This window comes from Bryocella elongata, from assembly GCF_900108185.1.
Lineage (GTDB): Bacteria > Acidobacteriota > Terriglobia > Terriglobales > Acidobacteriaceae > Granulicella > Granulicella elongata.
Window position 1 is genome coordinate 607,061 of record NZ_FNVA01000003.1, and the last position, 17,695, is coordinate 624,755.

Annotated in this window: 12 protein-coding genes; 5 read left to right on the forward strand and 7 right to left on the reverse strand. The window is 62.8% G+C overall.

The features are described from left to right. Positions 1-24: 24 nt before the first annotated feature. Both C4S68_RS23190 and C4S68_RS11745 read right to left on the reverse strand, forming a co-directional pair. Entirely contained in the window at positions 25-291 is a 267-nt protein-coding gene (locus C4S68_RS23190; protein ID WP_160115115.1) for a DUF6496 domain-containing protein, read from the reverse strand. A 35-nt stretch (positions 292-326) separates the two neighbouring features. Further along, positions 327-1,955, reverse strand: coding sequence for a hypothetical protein (locus C4S68_RS11745; RefSeq protein ID WP_103933229.1), 1,629 nt, complete (start codon positions 1,953-1,955; stop codon positions 327-329). A 232-nt stretch (positions 1,956-2,187) separates the two neighbouring features. On the opposite strand from C4S68_RS11745, the gene C4S68_RS11750 reads away from it, so the two are divergent. Continuing rightward, a complete protein-coding gene (locus C4S68_RS11750) occupies positions 2,188-2,943 on the forward strand; it encodes a hypothetical protein (protein ID WP_103933230.1) in 756 nt (251 codons plus the stop codon). Between the two features lie 90 nt (positions 2,944-3,033). On the opposite strand, the gene C4S68_RS11755 is transcribed toward C4S68_RS11750, so the two are convergent. The 4 genes from C4S68_RS11755 to C4S68_RS11770 form a co-directional block, all read right to left on the reverse strand. Continuing rightward, positions 3,034-4,392, reverse strand: a complete 1,359-nt coding sequence (locus C4S68_RS11755) for an MFS transporter (RefSeq protein WP_103933231.1) — start codon at positions 4,390-4,392, stop codon at positions 3,034-3,036. Between the two features lie 328 nt (positions 4,393-4,720). Continuing rightward, entirely contained in the window at positions 4,721-6,229 is a 1,509-nt protein-coding gene (gene gatB / locus C4S68_RS11760) for an Asp-tRNA(Asn)/Glu-tRNA(Gln) amidotransferase subunit GatB (RefSeq protein ID WP_103933232.1), read from the reverse strand. Positions 6,230-6,234: 5 nt separating this feature from the next. Then, positions 6,235-7,434 carry an AAA family ATPase gene (locus C4S68_RS11765; protein ID WP_103933233.1) on the reverse strand — a complete coding sequence of 400 codons (1,200 nt, stop codon included), beginning with the start codon at positions 7,432-7,434 and terminating at the stop codon, positions 6,235-6,237. 74 nt (positions 7,435-7,508) lie between these two features. Next, the gene (locus C4S68_RS11770) at positions 7,509-8,477 is read right to left on the reverse strand and encodes a nucleoside hydrolase (RefSeq protein ID WP_103933234.1); all 969 of its coding nucleotides are present in this window, start codon (positions 8,475-8,477) and stop codon (positions 7,509-7,511) included. Between the two features lie 176 nt (positions 8,478-8,653). Between C4S68_RS11770 and C4S68_RS11775 the strand changes: the two genes are divergently transcribed. Both C4S68_RS11775 and mfd read left to right on the forward strand, forming a co-directional pair. After that, positions 8,654-9,454 (forward strand): GDSL-type esterase/lipase family protein, encoded by an 801-nt coding sequence (locus C4S68_RS11775; RefSeq protein ID WP_103933235.1) that lies wholly within the window; start codon positions 8,654-8,656, stop codon positions 9,452-9,454. A gap of 37 nt (positions 9,455-9,491) precedes the next feature. Continuing rightward, positions 9,492-13,466, forward strand: coding sequence for a transcription-repair coupling factor (mfd, locus tag C4S68_RS11780; protein ID WP_103933236.1), 3,975 nt, complete (start codon positions 9,492-9,494; stop codon positions 13,464-13,466). Positions 13,467-13,505: 39 nt separating this feature from the next. On the opposite strand, the gene C4S68_RS11785 is transcribed toward mfd, so the two are convergent. Beyond that, entirely contained in the window at positions 13,506-14,723 is a 1,218-nt protein-coding gene (locus C4S68_RS11785) for a hypothetical protein (RefSeq protein ID WP_146072125.1), read from the reverse strand. 471 nt (positions 14,724-15,194) lie between these two features. On the opposite strand from C4S68_RS11785, the gene C4S68_RS11790 reads away from it, so the two are divergent. Continuing rightward, a complete protein-coding gene (locus C4S68_RS11790) occupies positions 15,195-15,746 on the forward strand; it encodes a TlpA family protein disulfide reductase (RefSeq protein ID WP_103933238.1) in 552 nt (183 codons plus the stop codon). A 34-nt stretch (positions 15,747-15,780) separates the two neighbouring features. Then, entirely contained in the window at positions 15,781-17,550 is a 1,770-nt protein-coding gene (locus C4S68_RS11795; protein ID WP_103933239.1) for a DUF885 domain-containing protein, read from the forward strand. Positions 17,551-17,695: the final 145 nt, after the last annotated feature.

Genomic DNA, 17,695 nt, shown 5'->3' on the forward strand with positions numbered 1-17,695 from the left:
TGGCTGAAGGCTATTCGCTATTTGCTAGCTCTTCCCCGGCACTCTCGCGCCTTTCTTGCGCGCTTCGCTCAACCCGATCGCAATCGCCTGCTTGGGGTTGGTGACCTTCCGGCCGCTGCCGCTCTTCAGCTTGCCCTGCTTCATCTCCCGCATCTCCGTCTCCACCTGCTTGCTGGCCGCAGGCGAGTACTTGCGCGAGCTCTTCTTCTCTGCCTTCTTCACGGCCTTCTTGCTGGCCGCCTTCTTCGTTGCCTTCTTGGCTGCTTTCTTGCTTGCCTTCTTCGTTGCCATAACGGGGACTACCTCCCGTTATCGTTGGAGCGCAATCACAGTCGCTTACGTTGCACGGGCTGCCGATCCAGGAACCGCCGTGTCTTCACCGCAAGGTAGATCCCCACCCCAAGTGCCGCACCAAAGAACAGTATCGTCTTGATCCTCGCCGAGCGATCAAGCTCCGTCTGCAGCGAACCATCCTTCCAGGCCGCATAGGTCACGTTCAGGTCATCCGCCAGCCCCGGAATCGTGATCGCGCTGAAGTGCCCGTTCTCATCCGGCGCGGCGGGCAGCGAGCCAAAGATCCGCTCCGGCTCAGCGCCCTTGGCGTCGCGGTCCTTCGGCACCTCGCGCATCATCGCGTTGAACTCCGCATCGCGAGCATCGGTGAAGAACGTGTTATCCGCCGTGTTGGGGAACAGCGTCACCTTGCCCGTCAGCTTCTTCTCAATCGCTGACACGACGTCCTGACATACCCCAAAAGCAAAGTACCCGCCGAACGGAATCTTCCCATGCACCTCATGGAGGTGCGTGTAGGCGACCGTCGCCACACTCGCCAGCCGCGTCGCCTCGATAGCCTGCGCGCCAGTGTACGTATGCGCCGCGCGCTTCAGCACCCACGCCTGGTCGAGCGTATCCATCACGCGCCACTCGGCCTTGCCATCCACGCCGAAGTACCAGCTCACATCCGCATTGATTTTGGGCCCGCGGATCTTCCACTCCAGCTCCGCATGGCTCACCGGCACTAACAGATGCCGCCCATGCGCATTCGGAACCTCAACGCCGCTGTCGATCCAGAACGGAGCCATCACGTCCTGCTCGCCGTTCGCACCCTTGTAGTGCATGTGCGCAAAGTTCGCGAAGTACCGCGCATCGATGACCTCGACGGTATGGCCCGTGTTGGCCAGCGTTTGGATGAGCGCCGCAGGTGTCGGAATGAAAATGTCCCCACCCACTGCTCCGCCCATCGTGGGGTCGTAGAGCGCTGGTGACTTCGCATGAGGATCCGTAGTCAGGTGGAACCTAACCGAGGCTTGTGCCATTCCCTCAATCCCATTCCCCGCCAGCCGATTTAACACATACGCCAGGCGCTCGCTCTCCGCATGTTCCGGCGCGAACTCATTCGGCCCATCGCCACGCGTGACGCCATGCCCCAGGTCGGTGATCTGCCCATCGAGCGAAAACCCCTTCAACGTGCTCGGCGCATCCAGCGAGATCGTCTGCTCTTTATCGAGCGCATACTCTCCCACATCCAGCCAGGAGTGCTTCGCCATGGCGTCCGCGCCGCCACTCTGCGGGGACGAACCCGGCTTCACCTCGCTGTCCTTCTCCAGCATGGCGTCCTTGCCCGCCACATGCCCCACCACGCGCACGGTAGGCGTGATGCGCTTCATCGTCCACCCGGGAAAGCGGTCGAGCCCGCTCCAGTCCTTCCCCAGCAGCCGCGTGCGCAGCTCGTCGATCAGCTCCGGCGTCATCAGCACCGGCCCATGCTTGCCTTTGGCGTTCTTGTCAGGCGCCAGGGATGCGATCAGCTGTTCGTCGAACGCGGGGTCCTCACGCATCATCTGCGAGAGCAGGACCGCATTCGCTGGCATGGGCTCTTCCGGCGGTGTGTACGACCGCGTGCGGCAGCCCAGCAGGCTCGCCAAAGCACCCAGCCCCACACCCACGATGGACATCGTCTTCCTCCACTGCATGGCCCATTAGAGCATTCCTCAGAGCGTCTCCCGTTCCATCCAGAGGCTCGAACCCGGCGATGTTCCCATCGCCCGCCCGCCTGACATCAAGGGGAATCGAAAGAAGTTCCGCGATAGGCGCGCTGCCGGCCGCACCCGGTGGTACGTTGAGGGCAACCTCCTTCTCCCGCGGATCTCCGAGCGATGGGCCGGGTGAAGGTCTTCGGGCGGACTCATGCACTCCTGCCAGCCCAACTCCGCCAGCGACTCCAGGCCGCGATGTCGGCTGGCACGCCTCGCGCTCGTCGCACTGCTCCTGCCCTCCATCGCCAGGCTGCACGCCGAGCTGCCGGATGCACCCGTTCCGCCGCAGTCCACGAGCTCCAGCTCTTCTGCGCAGTCCGGCCTCAACGCACACACCCCAGCGGCCAACAACCAGCCTGCTGTGGTGATGGTCAATCGCCGCCCCTACACGCCGCCCACGCAGCATGACCTCATCCACGCCTATTGGCGGGACACCTACGGCCTCAGCGGTTGGGCCAACACCACCATTCGTGCTTCCTACTCGCAGGCCCGTGGCAAGCCTTCCGGCTGGGGGCAGGACTGGCCCGGCTTCGGCCAGCGCTTCGGTTCCTCTGCTGCGGTCACCAGCATCAACGGCACCGTGAGGCTGGGCATGGAAGAGCTATTCCACGAGGATCTGCGCTACATCCCGTGCCACGGCTGCAGCGCCAAGCACAAAATCGAGAACGCCCTGCTCTCCGAGATCACCGCGCGTCACGAGTCCGACGGCCACCGCGTCTTCTCGCTCACCCCCACCATCTCTGATTTCGCCGGCCCCATCATCGTGCACACCGCCTGGTATCCCGGCGCAAGCGCAACCCCGATCGATGGTGTGATCAGCGCGCGCATCGTCTTCGCCACACGCATAGGGACACACCTCTTGCGCGAGTTCGTCCTCGAGCGTCGCCACAAAGACACCCACGAATAATTCCGGGTGCCTCGGATCCTGGTGCCCCCTATCTCGAAGAGATGTGGGCTGAGATGTGGGCTGGCAGCACGCATGTAGTCGAGCTCACCTTTAGCCCTGAAACAAGAAAGCCACGCGCTTCGGGCTCTCCTTCGCCCACGTCGTCGTCGAAATCCACGCCGCTGCCAGCACCAGCGCACCGCCCGCGGTCATCAGCGCAAAGATCGGATGCGTCGCCTGCGCCAGGTCGGTATGCTGTGCCCGGCTCACGCTCACCACCGTGCCTGCGATGGCCACACCCAGCGCCGCTCCCACCTGCCGTCCCGTCGACGCAATCGCCGCCGCGACGCCCGCCTGCGACAACGGCATCCCGGACACAGCCGAGTTCGAGATCGCCGGGTTACTCATCCCCAGCCCCACACCAAACAACGTGTACGCAGCCATCAACAGCGCCATCGGTGTCGTCGCCGAAAGCTGACCGAGCAGGAGCGTCGCCACCACAAATCCAAGTCCGGCAATCACGAGAGAAGGCACGGCACCACGCTTCGCCACCAGCCTTCCCGAGAGTGGCGCGGTAAACGTCATCGCCAGCGCCAGCGGCAGCGTGGACAAGCCCGTGCGCAGCGGCGAGAGCCCACGCATCTGCTCGAGATACAAGGCATTCAGGAACAGGAACCCCGCAAAGCACCCGAACGACGTCAGGGCCAGTACTGTGGCAATCGAGAACGGAACACTGCGGAAGAACTTCAGGTTCAGCAGCGGCTCCGTCCGTCGCGACTCCACCACGAGGAACAACACAAACAGCACCGCCGAAGCTCCAAACAGTCCCAGGATCACCGCCGATCCCCAGCCACGCTGTGGACCATCGATGATCGCGTACATCACCATCCCCAGCGTCAGGAAGATCAGCACCTGCCCTGGAGGGTCCGGCCGCCGCGCCTTCGCCGCCTTGCTCTCCGGCACAAAGATCGCCGTCAGCACCACCGCAGCGATCCCCAGCGGAACGTTGATGTGGAAGATCGTACGCCAGCCCACCGTCTGCGTGAGGAAGCCACCCAGCATCGGGCCAATCGCCAGCGACGCCCCCGCAACCGCACCCCAGATGCCCACGGCACGAGCCCGATCTCCCGGCTCCGGAAAGACATTCGCAATGATGGAGAGCGCGACCGGGTTCATCATCGACGCTCCCAGCCCCTGGATCGCGCGGAAGAGGATCAGCCACTCGATCGTCGGCGCCGTGCCGCACAGCAGCGACCCCGCAACGAACCCCACCATGCCGATCAGGAAGATCCGCCGCCGGCCAAACCGGTCGCTCATCGCGCCGGAAAACATCAGCAGGCTCGCCAGCACCAGCGTGTACGCATCGATCACCCACTGCAGCTGCGCGACGCTGGCGTGCAGGTCGCGCTGAATCGCCGGCAACGCCACATTCACGATCGTCACGTCCATGCTCAGCAGCAGCACGCTCATGCAACAGATCGCAAGGACCGCGTTCGGATGGGTAGCTTTTTTCGTTTGTGTTGTAGTCACCACAAGTTGGATTCGATGCACGCCACGAGGATGCAGCAACCCACCGCACCCTCACCTGCGAAAACCCAACTTCGCCGGAAACCTCAACAGCCACGAGTCTGGGAACAGGGAAGATCTGGGAACAGGGAAGAAAACCTCATACCTATCCCCCTCAAACCTCTACAGAAACGCTCGTTGCAAAGAAGCACCATCGGCCACAAAGTCAGTCGAGATCGGGTGCCCCGGGTCCCTCGCACGTGGGGACCCGGGCTCATGTGGCGCATAGCTCCTACGCGTCCAGCTTCTTCACCACCAGCTCATTCAGCAGAGCCGGATTCGCCTGTCCCTTGCTGGCCTTCATCACCTGGCCGACAAAGAACGCGCTCACCGTGCGCTTGCCGCCCTTGAACTGCGCCACCTGGTTCGGGTTCGCCGCGATCACCTCATCGATCATCGCTTCCAACGCGCTGGTGTCCGTAATCTGCTGCGGCTTGTCGCGGTCGTAGATGTACGCAAAGTCGCGGCCTTCTTCGAAGCACGAGTCCAGCAACTGCTTCAGCTGCTTCGAGCTGATCGCTCCACCTTCGGTGAGGTCAGCCGCCAGCACCAGCCCATCCAGCGATACCGGCGACTTCGCCAGCTCAATCTCTGCCGCACGCAGCCGCATCGTGATCTCGCTCAGCAGGATCGACGCCACGCGCTTCGGGCTCTTCGCTTTGCCCGCAGCCTCCTGGAAGAAATCGCCCAGCTCGCGATCCGTCGTCAGCGTCGCTGCATCCTGCGCGCTCAGGCCATACTCGTTCGCAAGCCGCGCACGACGCGCCTCAGGAAGCTCCGGCATCGCGCTCAGAATCTGCTTCTGCCACTCGGCACCCACCACCAGCGCGGGAAGATCCGGCTCCGGGAAGTAGCGATAGTCATGCGCTTGCTCCTTGCTGCGCATCGAGTACGTGCGGCCCTCGGCGTTGTTCCACAGCCGCGACTCCTGCACCACGCGCCCGCCGTCCTCAATCACACTGATCTGGCGCTCAATCTCGTACTCCACCGCCGCCCGAATGTAGCGGAACGAATTGACGTTCTTCACCTCGGCCTTGGTGCCGAAGGCCTTCGCCCCATGCTGCTCCCAGTCGCTCTTCAGCATCACGGAGACGTTCGCATCGCAGCGCAGCGAACCCTCTTCCATGTTGCAGTCGCTCACGCCCGTGTAGAGAAGGATCTCCTTGAGCTTGGTGAGGTACTCGAAGACCTCATCCGCCGTGCGCAGGTCCGGCTCGCTCACAATCTCGCACAGCGGCGTGCCGCAGCGATTGAGGTCAATGTACGTCCGCGTCGCCGAGTCCGGAAAGCCATCATGCAGGCTCTTGCCCGCATCCTCTTCCATGTGCAGCCGCGTGATGCCGATAGCCTTCGTGATCGGATTGCCGGCCTCGTCGAACGCCGGAACATGGATCACGCCATGCTCCGCAATCGGCTTGTCGAACTGCGAGATCTGGTAGCCCTTCGGCGAGTCCGGATAGAAGTAGTTCTTGCGCGAAAACACGCTCGTCTCGCGGATCGTGCAACCGATCGCCTTCGACGCCAGCACCGCAAACTCCACCGCCTGCCTGTTCAGCACCGGCAGCGCACCCGGCAGTCCCAGGCAGGTGGGGCACACATGCGTATTCGGCTCGCCGCCGTACTCGTTCTTGCAGCCGCAGAAGGCCTTGGTCTTCGTGAGCAGCTGAACATGAACCTCAAGCCCGATGACGGGCATGTACTTGGCGCGAACTTCGGGCGAAAGACCAGCAACGACGGGCATGCAAGCTATTTTACTTCCCAGTGGGGCATAGCACGGCGCATGAAGTCCCCGAACAGGGGAACCGTAAACGCCACATCACCGTGCGCCGGAGAATAGATCATCCCTTTCTTTATCAATCCATTCCTCAATGGCGCCACGGACTGCGGACGGGCTCGCAACGCGATAGCGATGTCACCGCTGCGCTGCGGCATGTCGTCTTCGCCCAAGGCTGCCAGCGCCCGCAGGTAATCCTTTTCGCGTGGGGTCAGGCGGTCGAATCTAACTCGGAAGAAGCTCCGGTCAAGCTCTGCTACGGAAGTGCGCGTGGCTTCATCCACATCGGAATTTGAAATCGTCGGGCCGATGGCGATGTTCCATGCTTCATACGCCCATTGTTGAACAAAATACGGATACCCGTGCGTTGCCTGGAACAGCGTAGCTACGGCTTCATCTGCGAAGTCCGCACCTTGCTTCTGTACCGGCGCTTGAAGAGCGTCGCGCACGTCGTCAAGCGGCAGCGGGCCAATGATGGGATAGTCAAACAATCGTTCCGCGTAGGATTTCGAGCGCCCTGCAAGCCCCACCACCTGAGGAAGGCCAGCGCCAAAGAGAGCGACTGGCAACGCATCCTGGGAGCAACGATGCATCGCCATGATCAACGCACTCAACTCCAACTCCGAAAGGTATTGCATCTCGTCCAGACAGAGCGCAATTGCCGTGGATCGATCGGCTGCTGCTTGTCCCACTGCGGCGAATAGTTCCGCTAGGTCCGTCTCTAGATCCCCGCTGTCCCCGGAACCGCGCTCCGGATCAACTCCGAGTTCGATCTCAACATCGCCCATTTTTGCCTTGGCGGTCAGAGCTCCAGCGAAGCTCCTCAAGACCCGAAAACCCCGCTTCACCTTTTCACTAACGACTGCCGCCGCGTCGAGTTGGAACAGAATCTGTCTGAGACTCGGAACCAGCAGTTGTGGGAGCGCCTTACCCTCGCGCGCCTCCAGATGAACCGCTCGATAGCCCTGCTCGATCGCGATCATCCGGACGCGATTGAGCATGACGGTTTTGCCGACGCCCCGAAGGCCAACAAAGATCAAGCTCTTTGCAGGTCGGCCAGCACGCAGCCGGTGCAGAGTGATCGTGGTCCGTTCCAGCAGGAGATCGCGCCCGACCAACTCAGGCGGGGGTGAGCCAGCACCCGGAGAAAATGGGTTATCGAGCGGATTCATATTCAGAGTTTACTCAAGTATTAGAGAAAGGACTAATACTTTGGTAAAAATCGTCACATTCATTGCGGTTCCACTTACCGTGCTCCCAGATCCCCATTCAGCCGCCCCCAGAAGCTGCCTTCATCCAGCTTCAGGCAAACCCTGGCATTCGCCGCTCCAGCGGCCTCCCGAGTGAACCCCTTCGCATCCACCACCAGCCGCATCGGCGTCAACGGACACACCGCACCCTCCTCCACCGCCAGCACCGGCACCACGTCATACAGCGTCGTCCCATACTTCGAAGCCGCATCGTGCATCCGCGTCAGCTCCACCAGCGTCGCCGCGAAAGGAGACTTTGCCTGCGCCAGCCGCTGCTTCTCCGCCGCATCCGGCGTGGCCAGCGTCGAGTCCAGCGGATACACCTCCAGCGGAACACCCGCCGCAAACACGGCCTGCGCCGACGCCACATCCTGTGCGATGTTGTACTCCGCCACCGGCTTCGATCCCGGCGAGTATCCCTGCCGCACCGCTCCGCCCATCAGCGCAATCCGCCCAATCTTGTGAAACGTCGCCGGGTCCTCCCGCAGGAGGTCCGCAAGGTTCCGCTCCGGCGCCAGCTCCAGGATCACCAGCCCCGGATGCGTCAGGATCGCCCTTCGCATCGCCTCTACTGCCATCAATGGAGCTGGCGCCGCCTGCTTCTCCGCCCAGGCCCGCTGGGAAAACTCCGTGGGATTCGCGGTTTTCGTTCCTGAGGCAATCGGGATGTCCGTTCGTCCCGCCAGCTTCACGAGCCCATTCAGCATCCGCGCCCGCAGCGCCGTATCGCCGAACGCCCCGGCCATCCCAACCACCTTCAGCCGGGTATCACTCAGCGCCGCAGCGACGGCGTAGGCATCGTCCACGTCATCGCCAATGTCGGTGTCGATATAGACCAGCGTCGGCTTCGGAATGCGCGTGGGAGCACGCAGCGTTACGCCCTGCTGAGCCAGAACGCTGCCCGCCATCGTCAGCACAACCCACGCTGCCTTCACGACATAGCCTGCACCTTGTCTTGTCTCCATCGCCCTGACCCCTCAAATCCCTTGCACGCCACGATACAGCACTCCGCGACATCAAGCGCTCTACGTAAGGAAAAAGTACAAATGGTGTTCCGAAATCACTCCCATCCGGTACCCCTTCGCGGGTATGATCGCCGGGCATCTGATTTTCAAACGCAACGGGTAGGGAAGGGGAGCCGATGTCGCTTCGTCACGCGGTCGTTCTTTCTGTTTTGATGGCAACGTCTTTCGCTGCGATAGGCCAGACGCCCGCTCCCATGAGCGTGCCAGTGCTGCCCGCGACCGTTCCTCCGGCACCCCCGGCGCCAAAGCTCCCTGAGCCTCCGCCCCAGCCCACCGTGCCCGACCACACGCGCTATCTCAATAATCCCGACCTGCTCAAGTTCTGCACCGCGCAGGTCGCTGCCTTCAACGGTCGCGACGCCGACATCCTCTTTGTGGGCGACTCCATCACCGAGAACTGGCGTAAGGACGGCAAGGATGTCTGGGACGCCAACTTCGCCAACCGCAATGCCCTGGACTTCGGCATCAGCGGCGATCAGACGCAGCACGTCCTCTGGCGGCTCGACAACTATCCGGTGCAGCGCCTCCATCCCAAGGTGGCTGTCGTTCTCATCGGCACCAACAACACTCACAACACGGCGCCAGAGATCGCCGCTGGCGTCAAGGCCGTGCTCACCAAGCTGCAGACGATGTATCCCGGCATCAGGATCATCCTCGTCAGCATCATGCCCAACGCTCGCGCCAACGAACTGATGACGGCGGCCGACGCCATTCTCAAGACCTTCGCCGACGACCGCACCATCTACTACCTCGATCTCGTGCCGCTCATGACCCCCGTCGGCGACAACTGGAAGGGCCTCCGCTCCGATCATCTGCATCCGGATGCAAGCGGCTACCAGCTCTGGACCGACGCCATGCTTCCCCTGCTCAACAAGCTGCTTCCGCCACCTGCCGCCGCTCCGCCGCCCCCGCAGTAACGGCCTCGCCACGCGCGGCAGCTAGAATAAGCTCTGCATGATTCTTCCCTTCGTCCGCGAACTCATGGCGGACCTGGAGAGCTCCGCCGCTTTCGAGCGTGTGCGCCGCCATCTCGCGGGCGGCACGGGGCGGCGACGTGTGTCCGGACTCACCGCGACCGCCCGCTCTCTCTATCTCCCGTACTTCATCCGCGCCGCGCAGGACGCGCCCGCGCTCGTCCTCGTCGCCGACAACAAGGCGGCCGAGGCCCTGCACGCCAACGTGCTCGCAGCCTGCGAGCTGACCGGCGTCCTCAAGCCGGAAGAGGTCCTGCGCCTCCCCGCGCACGACGTCCTGCCCTTCGAAAACCTCTCGCCCCACGGCGAGATCCAGGAGCAGCGCGCCGCCACGCTCTGGAAGATCGCGACCGGCACTGCCCGCCTCGTCATCGCACCCATGGAAGCCGCCTGCATGCGGCTCTTCCCACGCGACTACTACGCCGCTCTCGCGCTGCGCCTCGCCAAGGGCGAAGAGCACCTGCCGGAGATGCTCGTCGAGCACCTGCTTTCGGTGGGGTATACGCGGGTGGATGTCGTCGAGATGCCCGGCCAGGTCACCATCCGCGGCGGCATCATTGATGTCTACGGCCCGGAGATGGACCGCCCGGTCCGCATCGACTTCTTCGGCGACGAGATCGAGTCCCTTCGCCGCTTCGATCCCGAGTCGCAGCGCTCCAGCTCCCACATCGAAGAGATCCTGCTCCTTCCGCTCACCGAGACCCCCGCGACCGAAAAACTCCTCCGCGCCATCAACGCCCGCCTCGTCCGCGGAGGCAAGGCTGGCGCCGACCTCGAAGGCGGCGAGGTGCCGCGAGAGCTCGAGGACCACGTCGGCAACGACTGGCGCGAAGCCACTATCTTCCCCGGCTGGGAGTTCTACGCCCCCGTCGCCGGAGCCCGCTCCTCGCTCCTTGAGCTCATGGGCAAGTCCACCCGCGTCTTCGTCGAAGAGCCCGCCATGGTTACCAACCAGGGCGAGCGCTGGTGGAACAAGGTCGAGCAGCGCCACGATCGCTCCGGCATCGGCTCGCTCGTCGGCCCCGGCGACCTCTACATCTCGCCGTGGGAGCTGCAGGACCAGCTCCGTTTCTACTCCGGTTGCGAGCTCGATCAACTCGGAGCCGTCGACATCCTCGAAGGCGACTCTTCGGACGCATCCGAGATTGAGTTCACCACGCGCCCCACGATGCGCTTCCACGGCTCCATCCCCGGCTTCGTCGACCAACTCCGCGCCCTGATGGAGTCCGAGGCCCGCATCCTCGTCGCCGCTCCCAATCAGGGCGAAGTCGAGCGCCTCGCCACGCTGCTGCAGGAGTACGGCGTCGCGTACCGCATCGGCTGGCGGCCACAGCAGGGTCAGTCCACCACCATGGTCTCGGAGTCCAGCTACCTCGCCGGCGATCTCCGCACCCCCGTCATCGTGCGCGCCGCCATCGAGAACGGCGTCCAGGTCCTCGACCTCGACAAACGCACTGCAAGACAGTTCATCATCATCGGCGCAAATGACATCTCCGATGACGCCGACGTCCACGCGCGCCCTGTACGCAAGTCCAAGACCTCGGCCTTCGTCTCCGACTTCCGCGACCTCGCCGTCGGTGACTACGTCGTCCACGTCGAACACGGCATCGCCCGCTACGACGGCCTCCGCGTCCTCGACAATCCCGATGGCTCACAGCTTGAGCTGATGATCCTCACCTTCGCCGAAGACGCGAAGCTCTACGTTCCGCTCACGCGCCTCGACCTCATCCAGAAGTACCGCTCGACCGACACCGGGCCCGCGCCGCAGCTCAACCGCCTCGGCAGCCAGTCCTGGAGCAAGACCAAGGCCCGCGTGAAGAAGGCCATGGAGGACATGGCAGAAGAGCTGCTCAAGCTCTACGCGCAGCGTCACGCCGCCCTTGGCTATGCCTTCTCGCCTGACAACAACCTGCAGCGGGAATTCGAAGACTCCTTCGACTACAACGAGACCGACGACCAGCTCCGCGCCGTCGCCGACATTAAGGCCGACATGGAGTCCACGCAGCCCATGGATCGCCTGCTCTGCGGCGACGTGGGCTATGGCAAGACGGAAGTCGCCATGCGCGCGGCCTTCAAGGCCGTGCAGGATGGCAAGCAGGTCGCCGTGCTCACGCCAACCACCGTCCTTTGCTTCCAGCACTTCGAAAGCTTCAAGAAGCGCTTCTCCAAGTTCCCCGTCATCATCGAGATGCTCTCGCGCTTCCGCACCGCGAAGGAAAAGAAGGAAGTGATGGAGCGCGCCGCCGAGGGCAAGGTCGACATCCTCATCGGCACCCACGCCCTGCTCGGCCAGGGCCTCAAGTTCCAGGACCTCGGCCTGCTCATCGTTGACGAGGAGCAGCGCTTCGGCGTCAAGCATAAAGAGCGCCTCAAGCAGATGCGCGCGAGCATCGATGTGCTCGCGATGTCCGCCACGCCCATCCCGCGCACGCTGCATATGTCGCTGCTCGGCCTGCGGGACATGTCCGTCATCGAGACCCCGCCCAAGGACCGCATGGCCATTCAGACCATCGTGGCCAAGTTCGACGAGAAGCTCATCCGCACCGCCGTTGAGGTCGAACTCGAGCGCCAGGGCCAGGTCTACTTCGTCCACAACCGCGTCGAGACCATCTACGAACTCGCCTCCAAGATCCGCGAACTCGTCCCCCACGCCCGCGTCATCGTAGGCCACGGCCAGATGCCCGAAGCCGAGCTCGAGCGCGTCATGCTCGCCTTCATGAACGGCGAGTACGATGTGCTCTGCGCCACCTCCATCATCGAGAACGGCCTCGATATCGGCCGCGCCAACACCATCATCATCAACCGCGCCGATCGACACGGCCTGAGCGAGCTGTACCAGCTCCGAGGCCGCGTAGGCCGCTCCAATCGCCGCGCCTATGCGTATCTCCTCATCCCCGCCGAGCAGCAGCTGACTGAAATTGCGCGCCGCAGGCTCGCCGCGCTGAAGGAATTTTCGGACCTCGGCGCTGGCTTCAAGATCGCCGCCCTCGACCTTGAGCTCCGCGGCGCAGGCAACATGCTTGGTGGCGAGCAGTCCGGGCACATCGAAGCCATCGGCTTCGAGATGTACACCACGATGCTCGAGGAAGCCGTCTCGAAGCTCAAAGGCGAAGCCCACGAAGAGCGTCCGCAGGTCACCATCAACCTCGGCATCAGCGTCCGCATCGAGGACACCTACATCGAGGAAGAGAACCAGCGCCTCCGCATGTACAAGCTCATCGCCGCGGCAACCTCCGAGACCAATCTCACCGAGATCCGCGACGAGCTCGAAGACCGCTACGGCAAGCCCCCCGAGACCGTGCTGAACCTCCTCGCCGGCGCAGAGATCCGCCTCACCTGCGAACGCCTGGGCATCGCCCAGATCGAACGCAAACGCGTCGCGATCGAAGACAAATCGGCTGCCGCCAAACCCGGTGGGCAGAAGAACGTGTCCTCGCGACCGGAGGCGCGCAGCGGCGGACCAGAGAGACCTGCATTTCCTCCACGGCCGGGTGCTCAACCTTATCAACGCCAGTGGACAGCCGGCACCGCACCCCGCCCGCAATACCCGCTCGCCGGACGCCACGGCCAGGCCCCGCAGTCCGCCTCGCTCAACTTCTCCCCGCGCGCCGCGCTCAACCGCGCCACCACCGCACCCGACTCCAACGCCACCCGAGCCCTTCGCGAGACCGCCGCAGCTCGCCCCGCCAATGCGCCACTCGCGCAGGCTGGCAAGATGCAGGCCATGCGGGAATTCCTCTACATCACCTTCTCGGACAAGCTCCACTCAGCGCCCCAATCCGACGGCAAAGGCGTCAACGTAGGAGCCCTGATGAAGCTCGTCTCCCGCAGCTCCAAACAAGGCTCCCAGCTGACTCCGCAAGGCGTTCTCCGCTGGCCTCTCAGCGGAGCCCAAGCGGACGTAGTCCTCAAAGAGACCCGCGAGTTACTCGCTCAGCTTAGTAACCAGGCTTGAGTAACTAACTCGGTTGAAGGGGCGTCCGGGTGCGGGGGCTTACTTCGCATTCCACGTGCTCCAGCAGCTAGGGCAGGACCAGAAGACGCCGTAGGGGCCGTTTCGCATCACGCGTGGCACTTTGCACTTCTCGCAGTTCGGTGCCGAGATCTGATCGAACGAACGTTTCATGCCGCCACCGCCTTGCGCGGCGCCACCACCACCCATGCCCATCCCGGCACCGTTTCCCGGCCGCCGGAACGGATTCGGCATCGTCGACGAACTGCTCGAGCTGCTGCTGGAACGAAAGCCGCCACCGCTCAGCGAAGAGGAGCTGCTGTTCGAACCGAAGCCGCCACCGAACGAAGTTGAGCTGCTGCTCGAGCTTGAGGTGTTGTTGTTGCTATTGTTGTTGTTTTGCCAGCTGCTGCTGCTCGAACTCGGCTGCGAGGGGAGCATCGCCCATGTGCCTGAGCTCTTCGCATCTGCCTGGGTCTGCCGCGCCAGCGAATCCGCGCTGGCAAGCTGCGTCAGGTAGAACAGCATCTGTCGCTTGTCGCGGGGCCGCAGCACGCTGAACTTCGCTTCCACCGCGGCGCCCCAGATCTGCTTCCGCACGTTGCCAAAGAACATCGCGATCGGCGCGAAGTTATACCAGCTCAGCGCCTTGAACTTCTGGTCCTTCTGCACCAGGATCCCCTTCGACCAGCCCAGCGCCTTCAGCTGGATGGAGCAGAAGATGCAGCAGAATTTATCCAGGAGCAGCTCCGCCTCCATCACGTTGGCATGAGCTAGCCGCCAGCAGGTGTACAACCGCATCTCGGCGTGCCGCTGCCACACAGGAAGCTGCCCGCTCGCGGTCATGTCATTCGGAACCTGAACGATCTGTGTCTTCGGGTTAGCCTTCTCGAGCTGTGTCCTGGCGTATCTCTGCAGGTCACTCGCGATCGGCTTGCGGAAGTTTGTAGAGAAACACACGCATTGCCCGATCTTCAATGTGGCGAGGCAGTCGGTATACCCCTTGCCCTGGTCATTCAGAATCTGCGTATAAAGCATGGCCGGGGAGTTCTGTGCCCCCGTGACCTTCAAAAACTCTTTCAGCGTCTGCCATATCTCCACGAAGGCTTCGCCGGCCAACATCTTCAACTCAAGGAGCTTGTCGGCCTGGAACGCCGGGAACCCCGCGCTGTCCTGCGAATTGCGGAGATCGTAGTTACCCAGTAGTTGCCACTGCTTCTGTTCACCCACACCGAACCCCAGGAAATGCGAGGCTGGCATCGTCGGGTCATACCCAAACGGATCATATTGATAGACCCTTCGGCAGAACGCCCGAAATTGCTTATCCGCGCTCATCAGCCCTAAGGCTTCCATCGGCTCCAGAAACGCCAGAATATACTGCATCAGCTCGGGATGAGTCTGAAGCAATTGTTCCAGCAGGCTGAACTGATTCGCCGCCGAGCTGGACGACGAAGGGGACAAAGACAGGGACGATGAGATCGAGGAAGACGAAGGCTTCTGTGGCCACATATCCGCTCTCCGGTGGTCGTGAGTACTATAGCCCCGCTTTGCGCATCTTGCGACAACATGTCAGTATCTTTGCGCTTTTAAGTACCATCCCCATCCCACGTTGGCCCCTGTTGAAACGCATCTCCTGCAGCGTCAGATACCTCTCATCACCCGAAATAGTCCTCAACAGATCCGCGAGTTACTCGCTCAACTTTGTGTCCACGCGCAATAAAATGGGCCACCATGGTTGCACTCCGCCGGATCGTCGTCGTGTCGCTAACGCTCGTGGTTCTCGCCACCATTGGCGGCTACGCTCTACTGCGGTGGGTCCGCGCACGCGTGGAGGCTCACGCTCCCCACCTCATCGTCGATAACATCCCCGAGACGGACTTCGTCTTTCACACCCTCAGCGGAGAAGAGAAGCACCTCTCCGACTTCCGTGGCCAGGTTGTCTTCCTCGATCTCTGGGGCACCTGGTGCCTGCAGTGCGTGGCCGAGATGCCGACCGTGCAACGCCTCTACGACCACTACCGCAACGATCCCAAAGTCACGTTCCTCATCGTGTCCCGTATGGACACGCCCAACGCTGTGCGCCGATTCGCTCGCCGTGGCGGATACACGCTCCCGTTCTATGTCATGCGCGATGACGATATCCCTCCCGCGATGTACCTGCGGCAGTATCCAGCGACCTTCCTGTACTCAGCCGATGGCATCCAGGTAGCGCACCACGCTGGCGGCGCGGACTGGTCGGATGCCTCTATCGTTCACCGCATCGATTCGCTTCGTCCGCGCTAGAGTCATGGGCCTTCCCTCCAGTAAACTCGCAGCTATGCGCTTGCTGCTCCTCGCGTCCCTCGCCGCCGCCGCTCTCGTCGCGACTCCGCTCCCTGCCCAGCACCTCTCCGCCGACGGAGCACCGCAGACCTTCCACTTCCTCTCCGAGCAGTACTTCCGCGACATCTACTTCAAGTACTCGCCCACCTCTGGAACCTCCGCGGGCTTTCACGACTACGACACCCAGCTAGAGGACTACTCCGCCGGCGCCGCAAAGTCCGAAGCCCTCGCGCTCCACGCCTTCGAGAAGAAGCTCACCGAGATCGATCCCTCCGCCCTCGATGCCGAGCCCGCCGCCGACTATGCTCTCCTGCTCAACTACGTCCGCCTTCAGCTTCTGCATCTTGAAGTCATCCGCGACTGGGAGAAGAACGCCGACAACTACTCCTCGGGCGTCACCAACTCCATCTTCGTGCTCATGGAGCGGCCCTACGCCCCCGCAAACGTCCGTCTGCGCGCTGCGGTAGAACGCGAAAAGCTCATTCCCCAGGTCTTCGTCGAAGCTCGCAAGAACCTCAAGAACCCACCCAAGGTCTACACCGAGATCGCCATTCAGCAGATCGATGGCGACGTCAGCTTCTTCGAGCACGACGTCCCCGACGCCTTCAAGGACGCCACCGATCCGCAGGCCAAGTCCGACTTCGCCAAGTCCAACGCCGCAGTCATCGCCGCCTTGAAAGACTACGGCGCCTGGCTCAAGTCCGATCTCCTCCCACGCTCCAACGGCGACTTCCGCTACGGCGCCGATACCTATCGCAAGGCCCTCGCCTACCAGGAGATGGTCGATACCCCGCTCGACAAGTTGCTCCAGATCGGCCTCGACGACCTGCACAAGAATCAGGCCGAGTTCGCCCGCGTCGCGAAAGAAGTCGATCCCACGAAGACCCCGCAGCAGGAGCTCGCCGACCTCGCCACCGTGCATCCCGCGCCCGCGAAGCTGATCGACGCCTTCCACGCCGAGTTCGCGAGCGAGATTGACTTCATCCACTCGCACCACATCATCACCATCCCCACCGAGGTCCAGCCCACGCTCGAAGAGACGCCGCCCTTCATGCGCGCCACCACCCAGGCTTCCATGGACCCCCCGGGCCCGTACGAGACGCACTCCACCAAGGCGTACTTCAACGTCACCCTGCCCGATCCCAAGTGGGACGCGAAGCAGACCGAGGAGTACATGGCTGCCTTCAACGTCGGCACGCTCATCTCCACCAGCGTGCATGAGGCCTATCCCGGCCATTATGTTCAGTTCGCCTGGACGCATCAGGTCACCGACCAGTCCAAGGTCCGTCTGCTGATTGGGGCTGCCACCAACGTCGAAGGCTGGGCGCACTACTGTGAGCAGATGATGCTGGACGAAGGCTTCGCCAGGGTCGTCGCGAAGGACGATCGCGAGGCGAAGCTCATCAAGCTCGGCCAGCTGCAGGACGCCCTCCTGCGCGACGCCCGTTTCGTTGTTGCCATCCGCATGCACACCGGCGTCGGCGGTCCTCTCACCCTCGAGCAGGCGGAAGACTTCTTCGTGACCGAGGGCTACCAGGCCCGGCCCATCGCCGAGGTCGAGACGAAGCGCGGTACCTCCGACGCGCTCTACCTCTACTACACGCTCGGCAAGCTCGAGATCATGAAGCTCCGCGAAGACCTCAGGAAGAAGCAGGGCGCAGCCTTCTCACTGCAGCAGTTCCACGACGACTTCATGCGGCAGGGAACAGTCCCCGTCAGCATCATTCGCAAGTCCATGCTGCATGAGAGCTCTCCCGTGCTTTGACCTGAGGCCGCCCCAAAGTCCTTTTTCCCCCAGCGTTACCAGCCGCGTAATTGTCCGGGAACAACGCTTTGCAGCACGCCGCACAGGTGCGAAACTGTTGGTGACCAGGGCGCCACCATTCAGGATCGTTCTCCAGGTGCTGTCA

What these genes read in the sequence shown, in the direction of transcription:
- C4S68_RS23190 (WP_160115115.1), bottom strand. Translation starts at nt 291, where the DNA reads ATGGCAACGAAGAAGGCAAGCAAGAAAGCAGCCAAGAAGGCAACGAAG.
- C4S68_RS11745 (WP_103933229.1), bottom strand. Translation starts at nt 1,955, where the DNA reads ATGTCCATCGTGGGTGTGGGGCTGGGTGCTTTGGCGAGCCTGCTGGGC.
- C4S68_RS11750 (WP_103933230.1), top strand. Translation starts at nt 2,188, where the DNA reads ATGCACTCCTGCCAGCCCAACTCCGCCAGCGACTCCAGGCCGCGATGT.
- C4S68_RS11755 (WP_103933231.1), bottom strand. Translation starts at nt 4,392, where the DNA reads ATGAGCGTGCTGCTGCTGAGCATGGACGTGACGATCGTGAATGTGGCG.
- gatB (WP_103933232.1), bottom strand. Translation starts at nt 6,229, where the DNA reads ATGCCCGTCGTTGCTGGTCTTTCGCCCGAAGTTCGCGCCAAGTACATG.
- C4S68_RS11765 (WP_103933233.1), bottom strand. Translation starts at nt 7,434, where the DNA reads ATGAATCCGCTCGATAACCCATTTTCTCCGGGTGCTGGCTCACCCCCG.
- C4S68_RS11770 (WP_103933234.1), bottom strand. Translation starts at nt 8,477, where the DNA reads ATGGAGACAAGACAAGGTGCAGGCTATGTCGTGAAGGCAGCGTGGGTT.
- C4S68_RS11775 (WP_103933235.1), top strand. Translation starts at nt 8,654, where the DNA reads ATGTCGCTTCGTCACGCGGTCGTTCTTTCTGTTTTGATGGCAACGTCT.
- mfd (WP_103933236.1), top strand. Translation starts at nt 9,492, where the DNA reads ATGATTCTTCCCTTCGTCCGCGAACTCATGGCGGACCTGGAGAGCTCC.
- C4S68_RS11785 (WP_146072125.1), bottom strand. Translation starts at nt 14,723, where the DNA reads ATGCCAGCCTCGCATTTCCTGGGGTTCGGTGTGGGTGAACAGAAGCAG.
- C4S68_RS11790 (WP_103933238.1), top strand. Translation starts at nt 15,195, where the DNA reads ATGGTTGCACTCCGCCGGATCGTCGTCGTGTCGCTAACGCTCGTGGTT.
- C4S68_RS11795 (WP_103933239.1), top strand. Translation starts at nt 15,781, where the DNA reads ATGCGCTTGCTGCTCCTCGCGTCCCTCGCCGCCGCCGCTCTCGTCGCG.